The organism is Kluyvera sp. CRP, from assembly GCF_019930565.1.
In the GTDB taxonomy this organism is placed as follows: domain Bacteria; phylum Pseudomonadota; class Gammaproteobacteria; order Enterobacterales; family Enterobacteriaceae; genus Kluyvera; species Kluyvera georgiana_A.
Genome location: NZ_CP082841.1, coordinates 420,078 through 436,210 on the forward strand (window position 1 = coordinate 420,078; position 16,133 = coordinate 436,210).

General features: G+C 59.1%; 15 protein-coding genes. 9 read left to right on the plus strand and 6 right to left on the minus strand.

What is annotated here, in order from left to right:
• The first annotated feature begins 73 nt into the window (after positions 1-73).
• Positions 74-277, plus strand: a complete 204-nt coding sequence (locus K7B04_RS01935) for a YbdD/YjiX family protein (protein WP_035893372.1) — start codon at positions 74-76, stop codon at positions 275-277.
• An 11-nt stretch (positions 278-288) separates the two neighbouring features.
• Complete coding sequence (yjiA, locus tag K7B04_RS01940; protein ID WP_223803393.1) at positions 289-1,242, plus strand: GTPase; 954 nt, start codon at positions 289-291, stop codon at positions 1,240-1,242.
• 46 nt (positions 1,243-1,288) lie between these two features.
• Here yjiA and K7B04_RS01945 read toward each other — a convergent pair whose 3' ends face one another.
• Together K7B04_RS01945 and K7B04_RS01950 are read right to left on the minus strand one after the other, a co-directional pair.
• On the minus strand, positions 1,289-2,659 hold the full coding sequence (locus K7B04_RS01945) for an NAD-dependent succinate-semialdehyde dehydrogenase (protein ID WP_223803394.1): 1,371 nt from the start codon (positions 2,657-2,659) through the stop codon (positions 1,289-1,291).
• Positions 2,660-2,796: 137 nt separating this feature from the next.
• Entirely contained in the window at positions 2,797-5,337 is a 2,541-nt protein-coding gene (locus K7B04_RS01950) for a penicillin acylase family protein (RefSeq protein ID WP_223803395.1), read from the minus strand.
• 222 nt (positions 5,338-5,559) lie between these two features.
• Here K7B04_RS01950 and K7B04_RS01955 point away from each other — a divergent pair, with 222 nt between their 5' ends.
• Both K7B04_RS01955 and K7B04_RS01960 read left to right on the plus strand, forming a co-directional pair.
• Positions 5,560-6,303, plus strand: a complete 744-nt coding sequence (locus K7B04_RS01955; protein ID WP_223803396.1) for an AraC family transcriptional regulator — start codon at positions 5,560-5,562, stop codon at positions 6,301-6,303.
• A gap of 47 nt (positions 6,304-6,350) precedes the next feature.
• Positions 6,351-6,992 (plus strand): LysE family translocator, encoded by a 642-nt coding sequence (locus K7B04_RS01960; protein ID WP_223803397.1) that lies wholly within the window; start codon positions 6,351-6,353, stop codon positions 6,990-6,992.
• A gap of 40 nt (positions 6,993-7,032) precedes the next feature.
• Here K7B04_RS01960 and K7B04_RS01965 read toward each other — a convergent pair whose 3' ends face one another.
• Entirely contained in the window at positions 7,033-7,197 is a 165-nt protein-coding gene (locus K7B04_RS01965; protein ID WP_223803398.1) for a DUF1127 domain-containing protein, read from the minus strand.
• Positions 7,198-7,375: 178 nt separating this feature from the next.
• Between K7B04_RS01965 and K7B04_RS01970 the strand changes: the two genes are divergently transcribed.
• Entirely contained in the window at positions 7,376-8,812 is a 1,437-nt protein-coding gene (locus K7B04_RS01970; RefSeq protein WP_163448851.1) for a PLP-dependent aminotransferase family protein, read from the plus strand.
• 2 nt (positions 8,813-8,814) lie between these two features.
• Here K7B04_RS01970 and K7B04_RS01975 read toward each other — a convergent pair whose 3' ends face one another.
• Complete coding sequence (locus K7B04_RS01975; protein ID WP_223803399.1) at positions 8,815-9,759, minus strand: TauD/TfdA family dioxygenase; 945 nt, start codon at positions 9,757-9,759, stop codon at positions 8,815-8,817.
• A 112-nt stretch (positions 9,760-9,871) separates the two neighbouring features.
• Between K7B04_RS01975 and K7B04_RS01980 the strand changes: the two genes are divergently transcribed.
• The 4 genes from K7B04_RS01980 to K7B04_RS01995 all read left to right on the plus strand — a co-directional run bounded on the left by K7B04_RS01980 (position 9,872) and on the right by K7B04_RS01995 (position 12,391).
• On the plus strand, positions 9,872-10,114 hold the full coding sequence (locus K7B04_RS01980) for a DUF2164 domain-containing protein (protein ID WP_064547081.1): 243 nt from the start codon (positions 9,872-9,874) through the stop codon (positions 10,112-10,114).
• A gap of 89 nt (positions 10,115-10,203) precedes the next feature.
• A complete protein-coding gene (locus K7B04_RS01985) occupies positions 10,204-11,355 on the plus strand; it encodes a double-cubane-cluster-containing anaerobic reductase (RefSeq protein WP_223803400.1) in 1,152 nt (383 codons plus the stop codon).
• Positions 11,356-11,363: 8 nt separating this feature from the next.
• Positions 11,364-12,125 (plus strand): putative 2-hydroxyacyl-CoA dehydratase activator YjiL, encoded by a 762-nt coding sequence (yjiL, locus tag K7B04_RS01990; RefSeq protein ID WP_223803401.1) that lies wholly within the window; start codon positions 11,364-11,366, stop codon positions 12,123-12,125.
• A complete protein-coding gene (locus K7B04_RS01995) occupies positions 12,122-12,391 on the plus strand; it encodes a DUF3343 domain-containing protein (protein ID WP_223803402.1) in 270 nt (89 codons plus the stop codon). Before yjiL ends, K7B04_RS01995 begins: the two co-directional genes overlap by 4 nt.
• Before the next feature lie 98 nt (positions 12,392-12,489).
• Here the strand turns inward: K7B04_RS01995 and K7B04_RS02000 are convergent, their stop codons facing one another.
• Both K7B04_RS02000 and K7B04_RS02005 read right to left on the minus strand, forming a co-directional pair.
• Entirely contained in the window at positions 12,490-13,569 is a 1,080-nt protein-coding gene (locus K7B04_RS02000) for a glycoside hydrolase family 88 protein (RefSeq protein ID WP_167576973.1), read from the minus strand.
• A complete protein-coding gene (locus tag K7B04_RS02005; RefSeq protein ID WP_223803403.1) occupies positions 13,566-15,977 on the minus strand; it encodes a hypothetical protein in 2,412 nt (803 codons plus the stop codon). Before K7B04_RS02005 ends, K7B04_RS02000 begins: the two co-directional genes overlap by 4 nt.
• Between the last annotated feature and the right edge of the window lie 156 nt (positions 15,978-16,133).

Below are 16,133 nucleotides of genomic sequence, written 5' to 3' on the forward strand. Positions count from 1 at the left end.
CGGGGTGAGGGAAAACGTGTTCCCCAGCCCGATAGAGATAACCTCGTCGGGCTTTGTCTTATCAGGATGGTCTATGTTTGGTAACTTAGGACAAGCAAAAAAATACCTCGGTCAGGCGGCGAAAATGCTGATTGGCATTCCGGATTACGACAACTACGTCGAGCATATGCAGACCAACCATCCGGATAAGCCGTACATGACCTACGAAGAGTTCTTCCGCGAGCGCCAGCAGGCACGCTACGGCGGCGACGGAAAAGGCGGCATGCGCTGCTGCTAAAAGGAGACAACATGGCACCGATTGCAGTCACTCTACTTACCGGTTTCCTCGGCGCGGGCAAAACCACCCTGCTGCGCCACATTCTCAACGAGCAGCACGGCTTCAAAATTGCCGTGATTGAAAACGAATTCGGCGAGGTCTCGGTCGACGACCAGCTGATTGGCGACCGCGCCACGCAGATCAAAACCCTGACCAACGGCTGCATTTGCTGCACCCGCTCTATCGAGCTGGAAGACGCGCTGCTCGACCTGCTTGATAACCTCGACAACGGCAACATCCACTTTGACCGCCTGGTGATTGAATGCACCGGCATGGCCGACCCCGGCCCGATCATTCAGACCTTTTTCTCCCACGACGTGCTGTGCGAACGCTACCTGCTGGACGGCGTGATTGCGCTGGTTGACGCGGTACATGCTAACGATCAGATGAATCAGTTCACCATCGCCCAGTCGCAGGTAGGCTACGCCGACCGCATTCTGCTCACCAAAACCGATGTCGCCGGCGAAAGCGAAAAGCTGCGCCAGCGGCTGACGCGCATCAACGCCCGCGCGCCGATTTACACCGTTACCCACGGCGATATCGACCTCGGCCTGCTGTTCAACACCAACGGCTTTATGCTGGAAGAGAACATCACCTCAACACCACGCTTCCACTTTATGGCCGACAAGCAAAACGACGTGTCGTCGATTGTGGTGGAGCTGGATTACCCGGTGGATATCAGCGACGTCTCCCGCGTGATGGAGAATCTCCTGCTGGACTTCGCCGACAAGCTGCTGCGCTACAAGGGAATGCTGTGGATTGACGGCGAGCCAAACCGCCTGCTGTTCCAGGGCGTACAGCGCTTGTACAGCGCCGACTGGGACCGACCGTGGGGCGACGAAACGCCGCACAGCACGCTGGTGTTTATTGGCATCCAACTGCCGGAAGAAGAGATTCGCGCGGCGTTTGCCGGTTTACGCCAATAGCCGCAAGACCTGATGCCCTCCCAGCCAGGAGGGCATCAACGCGCCGCTATTTCCGCACCACCACCAGCTTCTGGTTCACAAATTCTTTAATCCCCAGATCCGACAGCTCGCGCCCGTAGCCGGAACGCTTCACGCCGCCAAACGGCAGCTCGGCCGCGGTATCGGTCAGCCAGTTGATGTAGACCATACCGGTTTCAATGCGCGAGGCCATTTTCTTCGCCCGCTCAATATCCTGGCTGAACACCGCGCCGCCCAGACCGTAGTGGGAGTCGTTGGCCAGCGCCACCGCCTCGTCGTCACTCTTCACGACATAAATCTGCGCCACCGGGCCAAAGAACTCTTCAAAGTACGCCGGATTATCGCGGGTGATATGAGTCAGAATGGTCGGTTCAAAAAAGCTGCCGTCACGCTGCACCGGCTTACCGCCTAAGTGCAGTTTCGCGCCATTTTTCACCGCCGCGTTCACCTGTTTGGTCAGCGTTTCCAGCGCATCCTTCGAGGACAACGGCCCCAGCGTGGTGCTTTCATCCAGCGGATCGCCAATCTTCACCTGCTTAAAGGCGTCGGTGAATTTTTCCAGGAAGGCATCGGCGATTTTCTCATGCAAAATAAAGCGCTTCGCCGCGGTACAAACCTGCCCGGCGTTATTCAAGCGGGCATTGACGCCAATTTTCACCGCTTTTTCCAGATTCGCGTCGTCCAGCACCACGAACACGTCGTTACCGCCCAGCTCGAGGGTCGATTTTTTAATGTGCTTCGCCGCCTGTGCGGCCACCACGCTACCCGCTTTTTCCGAGCCGGTCAGCGCCGCCCCCTGTACGCGATCATCGGCGATAATCTTCGCCACCTGATCCTGAGAGATATAGAGGTTAGTCCACGCCCCTTCCGGCGCGCCCGCTTCGCGGACCAGGTGCGCAAAGGTCTCTGCGCAGTGCGGCACAATGCTGGCGTGCTTGGCCAGCACCGGGTTACCCGCCGCGAGGTTCGGCGCCAGTACGCGCATCAGTTGGTAATACGGGAAATTCCACGGCTCAACGGCCATCAGCACGCCAATCGGGTGATGCTCTACCCACGCCTCGCCCAATTCAGATTTGTACTTCACCGGCGCTAAAAACTGCTTCGCGTTATCGGCGTAGTAGCGGGCAATTTGCGCACAGAGTTTCACTTCGCCACGGCTCTGTTCAATCAGTTTGCCCATCTCCTGGCTGGCGATTTTAGCCAGCTCCTCCGCGCGCTCGTCAATCAGATCGGCAAGCTTATGCAGCACCGGCAAGCGTTGGTCTATATCACCTTTCGCCCAGTCGGAGTGATAGAGCGCGTCGGCGGCCTTCAGCGCCGCTTCAACGTCCGCATCGCTATGCGAGGGGTATTCCTTAATAAGCTGGTTAGTGGCAGGATTAACTGTCTGGTAAGCCATATTGCGTCTCCTTGTTTTACCGCTTAGGGTATTAAGCGTAGTCAAGATGACTGGATATGGGCGTAAAGTTGGGTATAAACGGAGGTTTCCGAATTAACATCCCCCGCCGGACAAGACGGGGAATGACAGCTCATCGATTACCGCTTCACCTGCAATACTTCCTGCGATTCCTTGTGCGCGTCGACTTCCTGCGGCGTTAACCACAGCGATTTTCGCCCGAAGGTCTCGTACATTTTCAGCTGATCGTCATAGTGTTTATCCGCCTTGCCGTCCGGGGCAATAAACCCGCTTTGACCCGGCGCGACTACGTCCCAGGCAAGCACCGGGCTTTTGCTGGATGACGGTGAGAATACGATCATGTCGTTTTCCGTGCCACGGTTCTGGTATTCCGCCTGATGATGCGCCTCTTCCGCTGCCGCCTGCGGCACGCCGAAGAAGTTGTTGGCCCGGAAAGTCAGCGCCATCGCCGGGGTTTTCCAGCCGTTCAGGTCATTACCGTAGCGTGTTGACAGCGTCTGCCAGGCATCGTCCAGCGCCGCCAGCACCACCTCTTGCTGCGGTTTTCCGCCAAACAGATCGACCGCCTGTGGAATTGGCGACCTCTCCCCCTGCAGCGCCTCATAAAGGATCTTCGCCCCCACGCTGATGTTCAGCGAGCCGGTGGGCCCGTCCTGCGTCGTCTCATAGCCGCTGGCGCTGTACCAGTCGCCGAACGGCTTCGGCACCGCCGCGACCACCGTTCGCTTCAGCATGCTGGTCAGCCACGCATTCAGAATCGCCGACCCCGGCTGCTGATAGGTTTTACCGCCTTCGTTCAGCTGGTTGCTGCCATCCCAGACCGCCAGCGTATCCACCAGTTGACGACGCGGGTCGCTCACCGGAAGGCTAGCCGTCGCGTCTTTCAGCGCGGGCAGGAACAGCCGCAGGTTCAGGTCCTGACGGCTGGTTTTGCGGATCACGTCCCAGGCCTCATCGGCGGTAAAGCGCGGCTGCTTATCAAGAATGCGGTCAATCTCGGTCACGCGATCCGCGCCGCCCCACAGGAAGGCAAACAGATCGGACGCCGGGTAATCTTTTTGCGGTGAGTTGTTCCAGTTGGCGATATAGCCCGACTGCGGGTTATACACTTTCGGGTTCAAATCGAACGAGAGCAGCCCTTTCCAGTCCCACTTGCCGGTACCGGGCACCGGCAAGCGCGGGTCGTGGCCCGGCTGGCGGTCAGGGTACGCGCCAGTATGCACGTAGCCGATATTGCCGTTAACGTCGGCGTAGTACCAGTTGATGGTCAGCGCCTGTTTTGCCGCCTGCTGCGTCCACGCCTGCCAGTTTTTGGCCTTCATCTGATGAGTCCACGCCAGCAGCGAGGCCACTTCTTTGCCGTCCCACGCGCGCGCTTTGGCGTAGGCCGTTTCTGTTGCGGGGTCGGTTTGAATCACGTTGCCGTGCAGAGTGCGCCAGACGGTAAAGGTCTCCGGCTGGCCGTCTTTGACCTTAATGGTCTCTTCGCGGCTCAGCACTTTCACCCACTGGCCGTTATGTTGGTAATAGCCCGGTTTATCCTTCGATAATTTTTCGGCAAAAATGTCGACATCATCGCCGAAACCGGCGGTAGACCCCCATGAAATCGTACCGTTGTGACCAAACACCAGCCCTGGATAAGCGAACGGCGTATTCCCGGTGACATCATAGCCCGCGCCGTGCAGGCCAATGCCGTAGGTATACGCAGGCGCGTACCAGCCAAACTGCGGGCCGTTGACCATAATGGCCTTTGCATCCTGCGCTTTGCTTTTGCCAATCACCCACATGTTGCTGGTTGTCGGGTAGCCCGCCAGCCCGTTGGCCCCGCTCTGCGCAAACTGCGCGGCGATGATTTCCCGGTTTTGCCCCGCCGTCAGCGCCAGCAGCGCGCCATCGGCGCCTTTTGCTGGCCGGTCGAGCATCGGTGCCGGGCGATCATAGCGCGGCAGCAGCGCTGCCGTTTGCGTGTTCTGAAGGTCGAAGGTGAGCGGGTAGTGGCTCTCCTCAGGGGAAATGGTGGTCGGCGCGGACGGGTTAACCAACCATTTCAGCTGGTTAAAGACCGCCATCCCCTGCTGTTTGCCGTACTTGTCTTTGAGAGCGGTCAGCAGCGCCAGGTTATCAATTTCGCTGGTGCTGTCAGAAAAGCGGTTCGCCATGGTGCCGACAAAAACCATCGCTACATCAAAAGGCTGCCAGTGCTGCGGGGCGAAACCGAAGGTGGCAAACTGTTTTGGCAGCAGCTTGCCGGGGTTGGCGTTCACCTTATCAATCCAGGCGTTCATACCGTCGGCATAGCCTTGCAGGATAGATTTATCTTCCGCAGAAAGCGCGGCGATCTGCGCGCGAATAGAGTCCGGCCAGTAGTTCTGGCGAATGTCCTTATCAAAACACACAAACGACTTGCCAAGCACTTCAGAGACCGTGCCCTGCGTGCTGCGTCGCGCCATCTCCATCTGGAACAGGCGATCCTGCGCCACCACGTAGCCATAGCCGTAAAACAGCCGATAGGTATCATCAGCGTAAATATGCGGCATGCCGTATTCATCGCGAACAATCTTGACCTCGGTCTGGGTACCTGCCGCCAGTGCGGTAAGGCTCCAGGAACACATCAGGGAAGCAGCAACACAGTTCACGATCATACGATTTGTATTTTTCATTGTATCCTCTTGCAGGTGTATGATTAGCGAGTTGATACTAGCTGTGAAGCAGCACTTATCTATATCAGGCGAATAGTTTCAGTGCGAACTGTGAGTCTGATAGCAGTTATTTGATACATTAAATCTGTTAATGTGATCTAAAGCGAATCGTTTGATTTTCACACACCCCTGCCCGCTTTTTCCTGATGTGGTATAAAAATAAAAAACCGCCGGGACGAACGAATGACCACACCACGCGATATTCATCAGACCTTCACCCGACTGCCTGGACTTGAGCGGCGCAGCACCTGGCAGAGCACGCAGGCCTACAAGCGCCACAGCCACCCGCAGCTCTCGATAGGGGCGATTCTCGAAGGCGGAACGCGCTGCGTCTGTGACGGGCTGGAGTATCTTTTATCCCCCGGAGACCTTATCGTTATCCCCGCCCACGCGCCGCATAGCTGCAACCCGATACAGGGGAAACCGCGCAGCTACCATATGCTCTACATCGACACGCCACTGCCATTAGCCCGACAGGTGATTCGCCACGGCGCGCTGTTCCGTCTGTATCTCAACGTGGTCGAGCAGATGTCCACCGACGCGCTGACCGCGCTGTTATCCGCCCTTTCACTGAGCGCGAACGGTGAAGAAACGCTGCGCGCCACCAGCCAGCAATTGCAGCAGGCGCTGTTGGCTAACCCCGTATCTCCGCCCTCTCTTGATGAGTTCGCCACGCGCTTTTCGCTGCGCAAAGAGACCCTAATCCGAACGTTCAAGCAGGATACGGGCCTGACCCCCGGCAGCTTTCTCAATAATTCCCGCGTGGAGTACGCCAAAGCACGGCTGCGCGCCGGGGACGATATCGCCGATGTCGCCTACCAAAGCGGCTTTGCCGACCAGAGTCATTTCCATAAAACCTTCGTCAGCTACACCGCCGCCACGCCGCGCCAGTACGCGCTTGGCCGATCAATATCTGACAATAATTAGCGCGTAAGCCGGCATAAGCTGCCTTCAGTATTTTCACTGAGGTCGCTATGGAACAGGTCACAACGTTACTTCCCCCGGCGTTTCCCGCGCTGGCGCTGGCGCATTTTATGGCGCTGCTGAGCCCCGGGCCGGATTTCTTTTTACTGGTGGGCTATGCCGTCCGTTATCGCCTGCGCGGCAGCGTCGGGCTGTGCCTGGGCATCGCGGCGGGCAACGGGTTGTATATCCTGCTGGTGGTAATTGGCTCCGGGCTGCTGCGCCAGGCGCCGCTGCTCTTTGACATCATTGAGCTACTGGGCGCCGCCTATCTGCTGTGGATAGGCTACGCGTTGCTGAAAAGCCGCGCCGCACCGCTCGAATGGCGCCATTGCGCACAAATCTGCCCCTCGCTCGCGAAACAGCTGCTTTTAGGGCTCGCCTCTTCGCTACTGAACCCGAAAAACGCGCTGTTTTATCTGGCGCTGATGACCGCGCTGCTTGGGCCGAACGTCACCGTGGCGCAACAGGCGGCCTGCGGTATCTGGATGACCAGCGTGGTGCTGCTGTGGGATTTACTGCTGGTGATACTGCTCGCGCTGCCGCAGGTTCAGCGGCGTCTGGGAAATCTGATCTGGAAAATCGAGCGCACCGCGGGCGGTATCCTGATCGGCTTTGGCGGCTGGATCCTGTGGCAATTTATCCTGGGCTAAAACGAGAATGGGCGGCGTGTTCGGCGACGCCGCCCAAATGTTAACGCAGTTCATCTCGCCGTAAGCCCACATCTCTGAGCTGTTCGTCGCTCATTCGCTGCAATATGCGGCGCGTTTGCTGCACGCGCCACCAGCTTTTGACAAATCGCCACACCAGCACAAACCCAATAAACGGCTGTTTCGCTCTATTCTCGTGAAATTCCATACTTTGCCTCCTCACCTTGCCAGAGGCTTTATCTTCGCGGATTTCTGCTGTTGCAATACAGATTCAAAAAACACTTTTCTTTAACATACAGATTCGCTAAAACGATACCTGCGTGCGGTTTTTTTCGCCTGACTGTACTGATTTTTTCATCTGTATGGCGACAAACGGGGATACAGCAATGACGCGTTACCAACATCTGGCCAACCTGCTGGCCGAGCGAATTGAACAAGGGCTGTATCGCCACGGCGAAAAGCTTCCCTCCGTACGTAGCCTGAGCCAGGAACACGGCGTGAGTATCAGCACCGTGCAGCAGGCCTATCAGATGCTGGAGCAGCGCCAGCTCATTACGCCACAGCCGCGCTCCGGCTACTTCGTCGCGCCGCAGAAAGCGCAGCCGCCGGTGCCTCATATGTCGCGCCCGGTGCAGCGTCCGGTGGAGATCACCCAGTGGGATCAGGTACTGAACATGCTGGAGGCTCGCAGCGATAAATCCATCATACCCTTCGGCGGCGGCTCGCCGGACGTCACCCAGTCCACCCTCAAACCGCTATGGCGCGAGATGAGCCGCGTGGTGCAACACAATATCAGTGAAGTGCTGAACTACGATGAGCTGGCCGGACGTCGTGAGCTACGCGAACAGATCGCTCGCCTGATGCTTGACGGCGGCTCGGTCGTCAACGCTGACGATCTGGTTATCACCAGCGGCTGCCACAACGCGCTGTCGCTGGCGCTGCTGTCGGTGTGCCAGCCGGGCGATATTATCGCCGTAGAATCCCCCACCTATTACGGCACCATGCAGCTACTGCGCGGTTTGGGCCTGAAGGCGATCGAGATCCCGACCGATCCCAATACCGGGATCAGCGTCGAAGCATTGGAGCTGGCGCTCGATCAGTGGCCGATCAAAGGGGTGATCCTCGTCCCCAACTGCAACAACCCGCAGGGCTTTATCATGCCCGACGCCCGCAAACGCGCGGTGCTAAACCTGGCGCAGCGCTACGATATTGTGATTTTCGAGGACGACATCTACGGCGAACTGGCCACCGACTATCCGCGCCCGCGCACCATCCACTCGTGGGATATCGACGGCCGGGTGATGCTGTGTAGCTCATTTACCAAAACCATCGCGCCTGGCCTGCGCATCGGCTGGATAGCCCCCGGTCGCTATTACGATAAGCTGTTGCAGATGAAGTATGCCGCCAGCGGCACCAACGTCCCCTCCACGCAGCTGGCGGCGTCCAACTTTATCCGCGAAGGCCACTACCACCGCCACGTGCGCCGCATGCGCCAGATCTACCAGCGCAACCTGGAGATCTACACCTGCTGGCTGCGCGAGTTTTTCCCCTGCGGGATCTGCGTGACCCGCCCGACCGGCGGCTTTATGCTGTGGGTAGAGCTGCCGGAGCAGGTCGATATGGTGTGCGTCGCTCAGCAACTGTGCCGGATGAAGATCCAGGTCGCGCCGGGATCGCTGTTTTCGGCGTCGGGGAAATACCGGAACTGCTTAAGGATCAACTGCGCGCTGCCGCCAATCGAGAAGCATCGGGAGGTGATGGTGCAGTTGGGGATGGCGGTGAAGGTGGCGATGGAATGGGATGAATCCACCGCCCAACGCTAGTATTACGACGCCGCACTCACCGCACTTTCCCCATTCGCCGCATCCTGCGGTTTTGAAACCGTGCGGCTGCGGCTGCCATCCACACCAATCGCAATCTCCCCTTCCACCGTCACCCGGCGCACCACGCGCGGCTGGGTGCCGTAGTCGTTGACCGCGTAATGTTGGGTGCTGCGGTTATCCCAAATCACCACGTCGTCCTGCTGCCACTGCCAGCGCACGGTGTTGTCGAGGCGGGTGATGCGGTTTTGCAGCAATTCGAACAGCTGCGCGGATTCCCGCGAGCTAAAGCCCACCAGACGCTTCACGAAATGGCCGAGTAACAGCGCACGTTCGCCGCTGACCGGGTGGACATGCACCACCGGGTGCTCGGCTTCCCACAGCGATGAGACAAATACCTTCTGGTGATGCGCCAGGCGGTGCGCTTCGACGATGGTGCGCTCGGCACCGTAGTCATAGTCGTTGCTGTGCACCGCGTGCAGGGTGTCGACGAAGCGCTTGAGCGTCTCCGGCAATTGTTCGTAGGCACGAGCGGTGTTGGCCCACACGGTGTCGCCGCCATATTCCGGGATGGTGACGCCGCGCAGGATGGAGATTTTCGGGAAGGCGTCAACGAAGGTGACGTCGGTGTGCCAGGAGTCGGCGCGGCCGCCGCCTTTGGAGGCGTCGAGTTCAAACAGTTTGGTGCCTTCCGGGGAAGGGACCGTCGGGTGGGCGACAACTTTGCCAAAACGCGCGCCGAAGGCCTGATGTTCGGCATCGGTAAGATGGCTTTGCTGGCGGAAGAACAGCACTTTGTATTTGACCAGCGCCGCGTCGAGCTGGGCGAAAGTCTCAGCATCCAGCTCGGCGGAAAGACGGATATCGCGGATCTCCGCGCCGATATTGCCCGCCACGCGACGTAAATTTAATAAAGGAAAATCGGTATCAGCAGTGTTCACAGCAGTCATGATTGCGCCCCTTTAAAATCGTCAGAAACCCGAATATAGAAATATCCAGGCGGGTGACAAAGTCGAGTTTGTGATATTGATAGCTGCCAGACGGCAATACACAGGAGCCACTATGACCACGGAAATCACCCTTACCCCTGCCGAACGCGAGAAGCTGCGCGACCAGTTGACCGACTACTGCGAAAAACAGTTCGACCTCGAGCTGGAGCAGTTCGACGCCGAGTTCTTTATTGATTTTATTATCGAAAAACTGGGGCCGGCCTTTTATAACGCCGGGATTGATGAAGCGATTCGTACCCACTTCGCGTGGAGCGAACGCATTCAGGAAGAGATGGATCTGAAGAAAATTCTCTAAGCGGATCGCGGATCAATATAACCACAAATTATACGTGGTTATAATAGCGGCTCATTTTATCGTCTCCCGTGTTACGGGGAAGGAAAATCATGTCGCTTATCACCGATCTACCCGCCATTTTCGATCAGTTCTCCGAAGCCCGCCAGAAAGGCTTTCTTACCGTGATGGATCTCAAAGAGCAAGGCACGCCGCTGGTCGGCACCTACTGCACCTTTATGCCGCAGGAAATTCCGATGGCGGCGGGCGCGGTAGTGGTCTCACTGTGCTCCACCTCTGATGAAACCATTGAAGAGGCCGAAAAAGACCTGCCACGCAACCTCTGTCCGCTGATCAAAAGCAGCTACGGCTTCGGCAAAACCGATAAATGCCCCTACTTTTATTTCTCCGATCTGGTGGTCGGTGAAACCACCTGCGATGGCAAGAAGAAGATGTACGAGTACATGGCCGAGTTTAAGCCGGTACACGTGATGCAGCTACCGAACAGCGCCGCCGATGCCGCCTCCCGCGCGCTGTGGAAAGCGGAGATTCTGCGCCTCCAGCAGGCGGTTGAAGCACGTTTTGGCACGGCGATTACCGAAGCCTCCCTGCGCGAGGCCATCGCCCTCAAAAACCGCGAGCGCCGGGCGCTGGCTAACTTCTACCGCGTCGGGCAGCTCAATCCTCCGGCGCTCAGCGGCAGCGATATTCTGAAAGTGGTGTACGGCGCAACCTTCCGCTTCGATAAAGAGACGCTGATTGACGAGCTGAACGGCATGGCCGAGCGCGTGCGTCAGGAGTGGGAAAACGGCAAGCGGCTGGACGCCCGCCCGCGCATTCTGATCACCGGCTGCCCGATCGGCGGCGCGGCGGAGAAAGTGGTGAAAGCCATTGAGGATAACGGCGGCTGGGTGGTCGGTTTTGAAAACTGCACCGGCGCTAAAGCCACCGAGCGCTGCGTCGACGAGGACGGCGACGTGTACGACGCGCTCACCGACAAGTATCTCGCCATCGGCTGCTCGTGTATCTCGCCTAACGACCAGCGCTTAACGCTGCTCAGCCAGATGGTGGAAGAGTACCAGGCCGACGGCGTGGTGGACGTGATTTTGCAGGCCTGCCATACCTATGCCGTTGAATCGATGGCGATTAAGCGCCACGTGCGCCAGCAGCATAACCTTCCCTACATTGCCATTGAAACCGACTACTCCACCGCCGATATCGGTCAGCTTAGTACCCGCGTCGCGGCCTTTATTGAAATGCTGTAGGAGCACGCGTGACGCTATCAATAGGCATTGATTCAGGGTCAACCGCCACCAAAGGTATCCTGCTGGAAGACGGCGTTATCCGCCGTCGCTTCCTCACCCCTACACCGTTTCGCCCCGCTGACGCGATCGTTGAGGCGTGGGAGACGCTGCGCGCCGGGCTGGAAGCGCGGCCGTTCCTGACGCTCACCGGCTATGGCCGCCAGCTGGTTGATTTTGCCGATAAGCAGGTAACGGAGATCTCCTGCCACGGGCGCGGCGCACGGCTGCTGCTACCGGAAACCCGCACGGTGATTGATATTGGCGGTCAGGACAGCAAGGTGATTCAGCTGGATGAAGAGGGCAATCTCACCGATTTCCTGATGAATGACAAATGCGCGGCGGGCACCGGGCGCTTCCTGGAAGTGATTTCCCGCACGCTGGGTGCCAGCGTCGAGCAACTGGATGCGCTGACGGAAGGCGTTGAACCCCACGCCATTACCAGCATGTGCACGGTGTTTGCCGAGTCCGAGGTGATCAGTCTGCGCTCGGCGGGCGTGCCGCCAGAGGCGATTCTGGCGGGCGTCGTCAACGCTATGGCGCGGCGCAGCGCCAACTTTATCGGCAGGCTGTCGGCGCAGGGGCCGTTGCTGTTTACCGGCGGTGTCAGCCACTGCGCGGCATTTAGCAGAATGCTGTCGGCGCATGTGAATATGCCGGTGCAGACGCACCCGGACGCGCAGTTTGCCGGGGCGATCGGCGCAGCGATGATCGGGCAACGGGTGAAAAAATGACGGAGTATCTGTTTTTGTTTCACTCCACGCTCGGGGTGGTGCAAACCCGCAAAGCGCTACAGGCGGCGGGCATCACCTTTCGGGTGGCGGATATTCCGCGCCAGCTGCGCGGCGGCTGTGGGCTGTGTATTTATCTGCATTGCCCGCAGGGTGACGAACTGCGCTGGGTGATTCCCGGCGCGACGGAGAGTATTTACGGCTGCGACGAGGGTTTTCAACTGTTGCATACATTCCCTGCACCATCACACAACCCGGGCGAAGCATAACCGCCCACGGTTTTGCCGGGTGGCGGCTTCGCCTTACCCGGCCTACAGAATCGCCCGTAGGCCGGATAAGCGCAGCGCCATCCGGCACGCCCCGCAGCTTAATGGCTCCACTTCTCCTGCTGCAACTCCAGCAGCAGCAGCATCATCAGCGCCTGGGCATATGGCACCGGGGCCATAGCGATATCGCAGTAGTATTGCAGATCCGGGCCAACCATCGTCCCTTTTGAGGCTTCCAGCACGATCCCGCCTTCGTCGATCCTGTCGCGCAGCGCGTGCCAGGCTCGCATCGCATGTTCCGCCACTTTCTCGTCGAGGATCCCCATCCGCACGCCGCGCAGCATGCCGTAAGCGATCCCGGCAGTGGCGGAGGATTCCTGCGGCGACAGCGGATCGTCGAGCAACGTATGCCACATCCCATTCTCAGCCTGTAGTTCGCACAGCGTATTGACCTGCCGCGCCACCACCACCGAGAGATAGCGCTTCACGCTGGCGTCGAGGCTATCGCCAAGCAGGGCGATAAACTCCGGGATTGCCACGGTGATCCACGCGTTGCCGCGCGCCCAGAAGGCTTCGGAGAAGTGGTGTTTGCCGACAAACGTCCAGCCGTGATACCACAGGCCGCTCGCCGGTTCGCACAGGTAGCGGGTGTGCAGCAGGAACTGATAAGACGCTTCATCGATCAGATCTTTACGCTTGAGCACCACGCCCGCCGTACCGAGGAACAGGCAGGTCATAAACAGCGTGTCGTCCCACAGATGGCCGGTGTTCGGCTGCTCTTTTACCACGTGCTGGAACCCGCCCTCTTCGGTTTTAGGCAGCGTGCGCAGCAGGGAATCGGCCCAGTCGTTGACTACTTTCAGCAGATCGTCGCGCCCGGTATGTCCGGCTACCAGCGCGAGCGTGATCATCGGCGCGGTGGTGTTGATCTGGATCTCCGGCAGCCCCTTCGCCAGCTGATCTTCATACCATGTGAGGATCGACTGTTGCAGGTTGGCATCGTTCTGCTGGCGGGCGTACTGCCAGAAACCGTAAAGGCCAACGCCCACCTCCCATTCCCATTCTTCAAAGTGGATGGCAAACCCCTCGCCGCCGCTGGTGTCGACTTCGCCCATGTTTTTCAGGCGGCAGAAGCCCTGAACCACCTGCTCCAGGAGACGGCTTAATATTGCATTGTTCATTGCGCGTCTCCTGACAGCGTAATCTGAAGTTCATTGCCCACCAGCGTCGGGAACGCGGCGGTTGCGCCGTTGTGCAGGCATTCACCCTGCCAGCTCAGTTGCATCAGCGTTTGTTGACCATCGTTGAGGCGTGCGACGTCCCCTTGGTGCGCAATGCGCAGACCCTGAACGCGCTGGCAGAAAGCTTCAAAATCGCCCTCGCCCACTTCCAGCCACCACGCAACGCGGCGGCCTTCAGCACGAACTTCATCACCGATAACGGTCAGCGGCTGCGAGCAGAGCACGGCGGCAAACGCGTTGCCTGCGCGCATCGCGTAGCCTTGCGTCAGCGGGCGAACCTCGTCATAGGCTTCGCTGCACAGGTGGAGATGCGTCCAGCCCAGCACGTCATGTTCGTCTAACTGCCACAACATCAGCGCCCGGTTTTCTACCTGCATCAGCCGCGGCAGCACGCTGTTACCGGCCCAGAAGGAAGGACGCGCTTCGCTGCCCGGCGCAACGTCGCCTGGGTGGTTAATCCACAGGCGAGCGTCCGGTCGCGTAGCAAACTGCACATCAACCAGATGCTGCTGATGCCCACGCGCACCGGTATGATGATCGACACAGCTGGAGAGGCTCACCGCCGGCTGCTTCCACGCCACAATATTGCCGCCGCCGCACTGGTAGTGGGCGCTCAGCGTGCCGTGATTCAGACGCGCATAGCGCGCGGATTCCAGGGGCGGCACATAGTCGCTCAGACAAAAGAACGGCAGCGAGGCGCACTTACGGTTGACGCGGCCGCCGCCCCAGGCGACGTGACCAAAGGCGGAAAGCTCGCTCATCTGGCTTGCCAGCAGCTCTTTCTCATAGACACGCCCCATGGTGCCCGCGGCAATACCGGACTGGTAGTGCAGCGCGCTGGTCATCATCAGACGGTCAATCAGATGGCGCGCGCGCTGGCGCAGCGTGGCGTCGTCGGCCAGTTGATAGAGCGCGAACAGGCCGATGTAGTCTACCGGGTAATACGGGGCCGAATTCCACTCCACGAAACCCTGCTGCTCAACCGCATCAAACCAGGCATGCAGACGCTGGGTGGCGATCGCTTGCTGCTCGCGACCGCGACGCCCCGATGCAGTAAACAGATCATCAGGGAACATCTGCCCGGCGAGGTACTGAGCGGTGTGGAAACAGAGCGCGTGATTCTCGCTCCAGTACCACATCACATCGTTGCCCAGTTCGTCATACCAGTAGCGATAGCCGACAATGGCGGAACGCACGCGTTTCCACAGCACCGCCGGGAAGTGTTCGCCGTGGAAGTCATGCCAGATCCACAGCAGCGGCACCATCGAGAAATCCGAGCAGTCCTGGCGAGCGCTGATGCGCTGGAGCGTGCTAATCAGCAGTTCCTGCGCCAGCGGGCCGCTGTCGCCAACGTGCAGCATTGCCAGCAGGCGGCCAGTGCGCGGCACGCCGTGTTCGGCGATATAGCTCAGCGCCACGCGCTTACGGGTCTCCAGCACGCCTTCACCGCCGGGCAGGACGTCGTTGGCCAGTACGGTGAGGCTCAGGTTGCGGCTCATGGTGACGTCGCCCAAACGAGCGGTCAGTTCAAGACGGTAGTGCCCCATTTCAACGCTTGCCGGGAGGGGTAACACCAGCCCCGAGCTATCGCTCTCGACCACGCCAAAATCCAGCGGACAGGTCGCAATGACGTCGTTACCCAGGCTATGGATAGCGCCACGCAGATGCAGCGCACGCTCTGCCTGGCAGGGCAGATTCAACTGCTGATGCTGCGCGGTCGCCGTGGCGGGCAGCGAGTCCAGCACCGCCTGAAGCGTGTCGACGTCAGCGTTATTCACGCTCGGGAGCGTCGCGTCCAGCGGCGTGTCGCCCAGGTAGATCATGCGCAAAGCAAAGATCGTGTCGCGCTCAAACAGCTCATCGAGATGAATCAGCAGCGCGTTTTCCCCCTGCTGAAGCGCAATATCAACAACCTGCGTTTGCAGCGTGTTGCGGGTGAACGGCGTAAAGCACACGGCCTGTTGGTCATCACGCCAGATACGCACGCCGCCGCAGGTGGCAATCTCGAACGGATAATCGCCTGCCTGCGGCGCATGCAGCGTCACGCGCAGCCAGCGCTGGCAGTGGGTCGCTACGTTTTGTACGCCGGAGAAGGTGACGGTATTGCTGGCCCCGGTCCAGGTGACAGCCGCCGCCGGTAAGGCACGCGCTGGCGACACCGTGCGCAAAGCCGTGTCGCGACGGAAGATGCGTCGGCAGAAGGATTCCTGCGCCGGGCCTTTGCCGTTGGCGAACTGATAGTCCATCGGCTCATCTACCGATTCACCGGTAAAGAATTCGGCAAACCGTTCATGGTGCGGCAGTGACACCGTAAAGCGCGTCAGCGCCTCGCCCGCAATCAGCCTCATCGTTGTTTCCTCAATAACCGCTAAATAATTAAGCGCTATTTTCTGGAAAGGATGGGAAGCATGCTATGCGCAGGAGCGCGCGCCTTCGCGGAACTGCCTGGTCATTCACAATCTCTTGCCGCCGGAAGGATAAAACGTGATAAGAGTCACACCAGC

Bases quoted from the DNA above. Each gene is read 5' to 3' on its own strand.
- K7B04_RS01950 (WP_223803395.1), bottom strand. From the start codon at position 5,337: ATGAAAAATACAAATCGTATGATCGTGAACTGTGTTGCTGCTTCCCTG.
- K7B04_RS01975 (WP_223803399.1), bottom strand. From the start codon at position 9,759: ATGACTGCTGTGAACACTGCTGATACCGATTTTCCTTTATTAAATTTA.
- K7B04_RS01945 (WP_223803394.1), bottom strand. From the start codon at position 2,659: ATGGCTTACCAGACAGTTAATCCTGCCACTAACCAGCTTATTAAGGAA.
- K7B04_RS01980 (WP_064547081.1), top strand. From the start codon at position 9,872: ATGACCACGGAAATCACCCTTACCCCTGCCGAACGCGAGAAGCTGCGC.
- K7B04_RS01935 (WP_035893372.1), top strand. From the start codon at position 74: ATGTTTGGTAACTTAGGACAAGCAAAAAAATACCTCGGTCAGGCGGCG.
- yjiA (WP_223803393.1), top strand. From the start codon at position 289: ATGGCACCGATTGCAGTCACTCTACTTACCGGTTTCCTCGGCGCGGGC.
- K7B04_RS01965 (WP_223803398.1), bottom strand. From the start codon at position 7,197: ATGGAATTTCACGAGAATAGAGCGAAACAGCCGTTTATTGGGTTTGTG.
- K7B04_RS01985 (WP_223803400.1), top strand. From the start codon at position 10,204: ATGTCGCTTATCACCGATCTACCCGCCATTTTCGATCAGTTCTCCGAA.
- K7B04_RS02000 (WP_167576973.1), bottom strand. From the start codon at position 13,569: ATGAACAATGCAATATTAAGCCGTCTCCTGGAGCAGGTGGTTCAGGGC.
- K7B04_RS02005 (WP_223803403.1), bottom strand. From the start codon at position 15,977: ATGAGGCTGATTGCGGGCGAGGCGCTGACGCGCTTTACGGTGTCACTG.
- K7B04_RS01995 (WP_223803402.1), top strand. From the start codon at position 12,122: ATGACGGAGTATCTGTTTTTGTTTCACTCCACGCTCGGGGTGGTGCAA.
- K7B04_RS01960 (WP_223803397.1), top strand. From the start codon at position 6,351: ATGGAACAGGTCACAACGTTACTTCCCCCGGCGTTTCCCGCGCTGGCG.
- K7B04_RS01970 (WP_163448851.1), top strand. From the start codon at position 7,376: ATGACGCGTTACCAACATCTGGCCAACCTGCTGGCCGAGCGAATTGAA.
- K7B04_RS01955 (WP_223803396.1), top strand. From the start codon at position 5,560: ATGACCACACCACGCGATATTCATCAGACCTTCACCCGACTGCCTGGA.